Source organism: Arthrobacter sp. 05N33_2 (assembly GCF_056397425.1).
Map to the genome: position 1 here is coordinate 1 of NZ_JBFTNJ010000103.1, position 7,507 is coordinate 7,507.

The following is a 7,507-nucleotide window of genomic DNA, read 5'->3' on the forward strand; positions in this document are numbered from 1 at the left end:
CCAGGGAGCAACGTAGCCCGTGGGCCGACGGCCGGAGACTTTCTCGATGAGTTCGATCGACCGGTCCAGGATGGCCGTCTCCTGCTCGCGGGTCATGGCGATGGGGTTTTCATGCGAGTACCCGTGCACGCCGATTTCATGCCCGGCGTCGACGATCATCCGCGTCAGGTCCGGGAAGGTCTCGATCGAGTGGCCCGGCACGAACCAGGTGGCGGGCAGGCTGTACTTCTCGAAAAGCCGGATGAGCCGAGGGCCGCCGACCTCGCCGCTGAACAAGCCGCGGGAGATATCGCAGGGCGAGTCCTCGCCCCCGTAGGAGCCGAGCATTCCGGCAACTGCGTCCACGTCCACGCCGAACGCGACTTGGATGTCCTTAGTCATGAGATCAACCTTTCACTGCGCTTTTGTTGAGGTTTGGCTTCTTGTTGAGGTTTGTCTTTGGGCTGTGGATTGTTGGTGAGGCTCGGATGTTGGGCGGCAACTAGTCAGGAAGCGTGCCCCTCAGGGCGAAGGCCTCCGCGATCCCGGCGGCGGGAGTGCCGAGCCTGAGCAGAAGGCTCAGCAGGACAAGCGATTGGGATGGCTYGAGCAGCCCGGCGGGGATGGCACCGGCAGCGCGCAGGTCCTCGCCGCCGCCGTCGCCGTACCGGGGCACCACGGCACCGGCATCCACCCGGGTGCTCGTCACCACCACGACGCCGGCAGCGGTGGCGCGCGCGACTTCCTGGCACAGCACGCGGTTAGCGTTGCCCGTTCCCGTCCCCTGGAGCACGATCCCTGCCGCCCCGGCCTGGAGGGCAGCCCGCAGGAGGGTGGCGTCGGCTCCGGGGTAGGCAGCAATGAGGTCCACGCGCGGCGAACCGGCGTCCGCGCCCGGCAGGGGCAACGGGGGAAGGCCTGGTCGTACCGGCTGGATCTCGACCTCGCCGGAGTCGGACACCGATCCGACGGTTCCGAAGTCCGGGTTGGCGAAGGCATCGAGGCTGGTTGTGTGGCGCTTGCGCACTCCGGCCGCAGGGAAGATGGTCCCGGCAAAGGCCAACAACACACCGGTTCCGCGCGCCCGCGGAGAACCGGCGACGGCGATGGCACGGGACAGATTGCCGGGTCCGTCCGGGGAGTCGGCGTCGGCAGCCTGCTGCGCTCCGGTGAATACGACCGGGCGGGGATCATCGTGGGTGAGGTCAACGAGATAGGCCGTTTCCTCCATCGTGTCCGTCCCGTGGGTGACCACGACGCCCAGAACCTGCGGGTCGGCCAAGGCCTCCCGAATCGTGGCGCAGATGGCGATCATGTCCTCGACTGTCAGCAGGTACGAGCCCTTCCGGAAAACGTCGAACACGCGGACCGGATGGGCCGCTGGCACGCCCATGCTGGCAAACACCTGCTCCCCCGTGTCGGACGCCACCGCGGCTCCGCCGGCCTCGGACGCACGTGAAGAAATCGTTCCTCCCGTGGCCAGCAGGACCACGTGGGGGCCAACTAAATCTGTGACGGTCATCTCCACTCCGTTTGTTCTGTAACTGTTTCCGCACACTTACCCAATCGATTGGGTTGGTGGTTAAAAGTTATTCCTGCCATGTTTCCTGCAGATGCTCCCGGAAGTTTCAGGGGGGTAAGTACTTCGCCGCCGGCTCCCGGGATTCCGTCTACCCAATCGATTGGGTACGCCGTTTGATTGACTATAGAATGTGAGGTGGGACACGTCAAGAGTGCCTGGACCAGAGATCCGGGCATTATCAGGCACTCTTGGTGATGACGACCTTTTGAGCTGAGGCAGGGGACTGAATGGAAGAGAGCACGGCCGATGGCCGCACCATCACGCTGAAGGATCTCGCGAGCGAGCTCGGAATCCACCCCTCGACCGTATCCAGGATCCTGCACTCGGGCTCCGAAGTGGCGCGCGGGGCAGCCTCTGTAGCTACCGCCGAACGCGTGCGCGAGCTCGCGCGGAAGCGCGGCTACTCCCCCGACCCGCAGGCCGCCGGCCTGCGGACGCGGCGCACGCATCTCATGGGCGTGATAGTTCCCCGGCTTTCGGACCTCGTTCTGGCGATTATGTACGAGGGCATCGACGAAGCCGCGGCGGAGCTCGGCTATTCCACGTTTGTTATGAACTCGCGCGATGAGCCCGAGGAACAGCGCCGCAAGACGGACTCCATGCTGGCCCGACGCGTGGACGGGCTGATCATCGGCGACGCACACCTGGATAGCGGCCTGCTGCAGGAGCTTGCCTCCCGGAAGGTGCCGTTCGTGCTCATGAACCGGCGCGTCCCGGGCTTCCCGTCGGCCACCTGCGACGACGTCCTTGGCGGCGAGCTTGTGGCCGACCACCTGTGGGGCATGGGGCACCGCGACGTCGCCGTGATCGCCGGCGAGCCCTATGCCAGCACGGCCGTCGACCGGACGGCCGGTTTCGTGGACCGCTGGCGTGCGCTGGGCGGGAAGATTCCCCCTGACGCCGTTGTGTGGTCCCGATTCGATACCGGCGGAGGACGGGAAGCGGCCGAGACCATCCTGGCTCACGGCAACTCCCACCCGACTGCACTGTTCGCCGTCAACGACTTCGCGGCCATCGGCGCCATGGGAGCCCTGCGGTCCCATGGCCTCGGCGTCGGCCGCGACGTAGCGGTGGTTGGCTTCAATGACACCTCGCTGGCCGCGGAACTGCCCATCCCACTCTCTTCGGTCCGCTCGCCCATGCTTGATATCGGGCGGACGGCGGTGCAGCTCCTCAAGGGCGTCCTGGACGGCCGGGAGGTCGAATCGGTCAGGCTGGAGCCGGTCCTGTGCGTGCGGGAAAGCAGCGGCTTCGGCATCGCGGTGTGACACTGCAAGAGAATCCTCCAGTCAGTCGAATCAGTGAGTGGAATCGGGAGGCCATGCGGGCACGCGCCGTCCGTCAATCCGTAGCCCAACCGTGCAGGCTCCACGCCCATGAGTTGAGGAGCCCATGACTTGAGAGTAGTGACCCGGGTCACAGCGTCCTATCGTAGGTTCGCCCAAGATTGGGGCGACTTTTAGTGCAAACTGCCCAGTCCCTTTAGCGGGCGGCCGCAACGATGCCGAGGGCGAGCATGCACGTGGCGCGGACTTCGCCATCGGACAGGTCCAGTTTCAGCAGCTCCTCGATTTTCCGCAGCCGGTAGCTGAGCGTATTCCGGTGGATGAAGAGTTCATCGCAGATCTTCGCGGAGTTCCCGCTGTGGCGCAGGTACGCGCCGAAGGTCTCCCGCAGCGAGCTGCCGCCGTCGGAGGCCAGGGGCGCCAGCAGCCGTTGGCACATCGCAACCAGACCCGGACTGGGCAGTCCCTGCACGATGCCGGCGAGATCCGCCAGCGGCGCCTGGTGCACCCCGGGCCGTCCCACATGACGGCGGGCAAGCTGAAGCGCCAGCGGCAGTTCGCTGAGGCCCGCGGATTCCGAGACGATGACGGACAGTTCCGGGGCGTCCGTAAAGAATCCGCGCGCAGCATCCAGTAAGTCGGCCGCCGAGTGCCGGTGCTGCAACAAGAGAGTCGTGAGTCCGGCCTCTTCCATGAACCGCACAGTGCCGAACCCGGCCTGTAGACCCACCCGGGCGCGCCATGCGATGGCGCGCAGCTTTGCGGGGGCCACCTCTTCTGAGYTGCCGATCAGCACCGCACCCCAGTCGCTGTCAGGATCGAAGCCGGACTCGAGGGCGTAGCGGCGCAGCGGCGTGGACGGCTCGCCGCGGTCCTCATAAAGGGCCTCCATGAAGCGTGCGGCTTCCCGGGAATGCAAGGGCGAATGGGACCCGAGGGTATAGCTAAGCTGCATAGCGATGACAGCGGCCACGGGGCCCAGAATGGGCTGCAGCACAATGTTGCTCCCGATCCCCTCAATGGCAAGCCTGAACTGCTCGGACTCGCCGCTGGGAAGGCGCAACGCGGTCCGCGCGGTCCCGCCGTGAGCCGCTCCCGCGGAAACAAGCTCGAAGGCGTTCTGGTCGATCACGGCCACCCTCGCATCGATGGCATCCGCCACCCTCTCCAGGACCTCCGCCAGGGAATGCCCGTCGGCCGCCAACCGGGTGCATTGGTCCGCCAGTTCCCAGCCCTTCCGCAACTCCTCATAGCGCTCGGCAGCGATGACCCGCTCCACGTGCCGCATGACCAACACAAAGGGCACCTGCGGCGCGAGCTCCAGCAGAGGCAGGCCGTGCACCTCGCAGGCACGGAGCAGGCCGGCCGGCAGCTCGCTGTGCGCCGCGCCCAAGCCGAACGCCAGCCCTGAGACGGGGACGGAAACCAGCCGTTCCACGTAGGCGTCCCAGGTCCTGAAGTCCTTGACGTTCAAGCCCATGCCGTTGGTCAGCACCAGGGCGTTCACGCTGAGGAAGGGCGTGGGGTCCATGTGTTCGGTGGGAGCGCACCAGGTGATGGGCCGGGCCAGTCGGCCCTCGCCGCCCGCAACCCGAAGCCGGATGTTGAGATCGGCGTTGTCTGCTAAATCAGAAATTCGCACGGGGCCCTCCCACTACGGCGGGCGTCCCCCACCGGACAGTGCAATAACCATAATTGATGCCCGCAGATTCAGCGACCTGCACAATATCGGGCACGTGAATTGCTGAGTAGCGTTGCACCCATGCAACCCAATGTGACTCCCGACACTTCTTCAGGCACCTCAGCCCACGCCTCTCCCTTCAGCGCTCCCCCCGCCTCTCCTTTCGGTCAAAGGCGTGTGCTCTTGAACTCCGATATGGGCGAAGGCCTTGGCCTCCACGAGTTCGGCAACGACGAAGAACTCATGCGCATCATCGACGTCGCCAACGTGGCCTGTGGGTATCACGCCGGCGATCCCGACGTCATGGAACGGACCGTGGCGTTGGCTGCTGAGCACGGCGTGGCGGTCGGAGCGCACCCCGGCCTGCCGGACATTGTGGGGTTCGGACGCCGCCGAATGGTTCTCACCCCGGCCGAGGTCGAATCGATCATCTTGTATCAGACCGGAGCCCTGACGGCGTTCCTCGCAAAGTACGGGCTGGAACTGAACCACATCAAACCCCACGGTTCCCTCTACGGCATGCTGGCCGGCGACGAGGAACTGATGCAGGCTGCCGCCGGCACAGCCTTGCAGTTCGACGTTCCGTTTTTCGGGCTCGCGGGGACCGCCCACGAAAGCGTGTGCCGGTCCATGGGGGTGGATTTCGTGCCCGAACTCTATGTTGACCTCAACTACGGCCCGGCCGGTGAGCTGCTGATCCAGCGCCGCCCGGCGCCCACCGATCCCGACGCCGCCGCCGAGCGTGTCAGCAGGGCGCTGGCCGGCAAGCCCGTCCTCGCCGTTGACGGCACCGAGCTGGACATCCGGTTCCAAAGCATCTGCGTCCACTCCGACGCACCCAATTCTGTCGCAGTGGCCACCGCAGTGCGTGCGGTCCTGGGCTGAACCGATCTATCCAAACCATCTGAAAGAGAGCATCCCGTGGCAACCATCGTTTCCCCGCTCCCCGGCGTCTTTTATCGCAAGCCCGGCCCCGGCAAGCCGCCTTTCGCCAATGAAGGCGACGCCATCGAGGTCGGACAGACCCTCGGCATTATCGAAATCATGAAGCAGTTCACCGAAATCCAGTCCGATGTGGCCGGCACCCTGGAGTCGTTTGAGGTCAACGAGGGCGACATGGTCAACCCAGGCGACGCAATCGTCGTCGTCCGGGAAGGATAGCCATGAAGAAACTGCTCATCGCCAACCGCGGCGAGATTGCCGTTCGCATCGCCCGGACCGCCCGTGAAATGGGCATCGAAACATTCGTGGTGGCCAGCGAAGCCGACGTCGAATCCTTGGCTGCCCGGTCCGCTGACCACGTCGTCGTGGTGGGTCCGGCGCCTGCCACCGCCAGCTACCTGAACCAGGACGCCATCGTCGCCGCGGCCGTGGACAACGGCTGCGATGCCGTCCACCCGGGCTACGGGTTCCTCTCCGAGAATGCGGACTTCGCCCGGAGGGTCGCTGATGCGGGCCTGATCTGGGTGGGGCCGCGTGCGGACGCCATCGCCATGATGGGCAATAAGTCCTTGGCGAGGGAATCGGCCCGGAAGGCTGGCGTCCCCGTGCTCCGTGGCTCGGACGGCCCCCTCGATCCGGCGGCCGACGCCGTAGAAATCGCCCGCAGCATCGGCTACCCGCTCGTGATCAAGGCTTCCGCCGGCGGCGGCGGCCGGGGCATCCGCTTTGTGCACAGCGAAGGCAAGCTTCTGGAATCCATTGAGCAGACACGCGGCGAAGCGGCTGCTGTCTTCGGCGATCCCACCGTTTACCTGGAACGCTTTGTCCAGCATGCCCGTCACGTGGAGGTACAGGTCCTCGGCGATGGAACAAACTTCATCCATCTCGGCGACCGCGACTGCTCTATGCAACGGCGCTCCCAGAAGGTCATTGAAGAAGCACCGGCGCCGGACCTCCCGGACCACGTCCGCCAGAGGATCCGGGATTCCTCCGTGGAACTCGCCCGCGAGTGCGGCTACAGCGGCGCCGGAACGGTCGAATTCCTCTATGACCCGGTCAACCATGAAGCGGCGTTCATCGAAATGAACACCCGTATCCAGGTTGAGCACCCGATCACCGAGCAAATCACGGGCGTCGATCTGATCCGCGAACAGCTGCAGATCGCGTTCACCGGGGCGATGTCCGTCTACCAGGACGACATCGCATTCAATGGCCACTCCATCGAATGCCGTATAAATGCCGAGGACCCCGACCACCACTTCTTCCCCAGCCCTGGCCTCATCACGGCCATGGACTGGCCCGCCGGCGCAGGCGTCAGGGTGGACACCGGGGTGGAGACCGGTTCCACGGTCACTCCGTACTACGACTCCCTGATGGCCAAGCTGATTGTGCATGCGGACACCCGCGAAGCGGCCATTGAGGCGATGCTGACGGCCCTGGATGAGACCCGCATCGAAGGCGTCAAAACCACCATCCCGGTGCACAAGAAGCTGCTGAGCCGGCCCGAATTTGCGGCCGTCACCCACCACTCGAAATTCCTTGAAACCGTCCCCGATCTGATGGAGGCACAATGAGCAGCCCGGAACCCGCCGTATTGGAGGCCCGTTACACCTGGGGCGGAGACGAATTCCTGTTCGTTGAGGTCGCGGAGTCCATGAGCCTGGCCGCCAACTTCAGGGTGATGTCCATAGCAGCGAAGCTTTCGGCCATGCAGCTGCCCGGCATCGTGGACATCTGTCCCGCCAACGCCTCGCTGCTGGTGCGGTTCGATCCCGATGTCCTGCCGCCGTCGACCCTTGAAGAGACCGTCCGGACCATTGAAGGGGATCTGGCGCACCATCACGACCATTCGCTGGAAACCCGGATCGTCGAGGTCCCGGTCTGGTACGAAGACCCTTTCACGGCGGAAGTGGCCGAGCGATTCCGCGAAGGATTCCATCAGGAGCCCGGCGGCACCGACATTGACTACGCAGCCAAGGTCAACAACCTCAAGGACGCCGCCGAATTCATTCAGCGCCACCATGAGCAACCATGGCT

The 7,507-nt window shown here is 65.1% G+C and carries 8 protein-coding genes; 5 read left to right on the forward strand and 3 right to left on the reverse strand.

All coding sequences use genetic code 11. The features are described 5' to 3' along the window. Positions 1 to 381: polysaccharide deacetylase family protein (locus AC1DHX_RS19815; protein ID WP_476900398.1), on the reverse strand; the 381-nt coding region annotated here is incomplete at its 3' end. Between the two features lie 100 nt (positions 382 to 481). Beyond that, positions 482 to 1,501: an asparaginase gene (locus tag AC1DHX_RS19820; protein WP_476900399.1), complete on the reverse strand. Its 1,020-nt coding sequence runs from the start codon at positions 1,499 to 1,501 to the stop codon at positions 482 to 484. A gap of 287 nt (positions 1,502 to 1,788) precedes the next feature. Between AC1DHX_RS19820 and AC1DHX_RS19825 the strand changes: the two genes are divergently transcribed. Next, positions 1,789 to 2,829 (forward strand): LacI family DNA-binding transcriptional regulator, encoded by a 1,041-nt coding sequence (locus AC1DHX_RS19825; RefSeq protein ID WP_476858684.1) that lies wholly within the window; start codon positions 1,789 to 1,791, stop codon positions 2,827 to 2,829. Between the two features lie 214 nt (positions 2,830 to 3,043). Here AC1DHX_RS19825 and AC1DHX_RS19830 read toward each other — a convergent pair whose 3' ends face one another. Then, a complete protein-coding gene (locus tag AC1DHX_RS19830) occupies positions 3,044 to 4,489 on the reverse strand; it encodes a PucR family transcriptional regulator (RefSeq protein ID WP_476900400.1) in 1,446 nt (481 codons plus the stop codon). A 216-nt stretch (positions 4,490 to 4,705) separates the two neighbouring features. Here AC1DHX_RS19830 and pxpA point away from each other — a divergent pair, with 216 nt between their 5' ends. The 4 genes from pxpA to AC1DHX_RS19850 form a co-directional block, all read left to right on the forward strand. Beyond that, positions 4,706 to 5,413 (forward strand): 5-oxoprolinase subunit PxpA, encoded by a 708-nt coding sequence (pxpA, locus tag AC1DHX_RS19835; protein ID WP_476858685.1) that lies wholly within the window; start codon positions 4,706 to 4,708, stop codon positions 5,411 to 5,413. Positions 5,414 to 5,449: 36 nt separating this feature from the next. Next, complete coding sequence (locus AC1DHX_RS19840; protein ID WP_028276237.1) at positions 5,450 to 5,689, forward strand: acetyl-CoA carboxylase; 240 nt, start codon at positions 5,450 to 5,452, stop codon at positions 5,687 to 5,689. Positions 5,690 to 5,691: 2 nt separating this feature from the next. Then, complete coding sequence (locus AC1DHX_RS19845; RefSeq protein WP_476858686.1) at positions 5,692 to 7,044, forward strand: acetyl-CoA carboxylase biotin carboxylase subunit; 1,353 nt, start codon at positions 5,692 to 5,694, stop codon at positions 7,042 to 7,044. Beyond that, on the forward strand, positions 7,041 to 7,507 hold a 467-nt coding region (locus tag AC1DHX_RS19850), incomplete at its 3' end, for a carboxyltransferase domain-containing protein (RefSeq protein WP_476900401.1). The genes AC1DHX_RS19845 and AC1DHX_RS19850, both read left to right, overlap by 4 nt.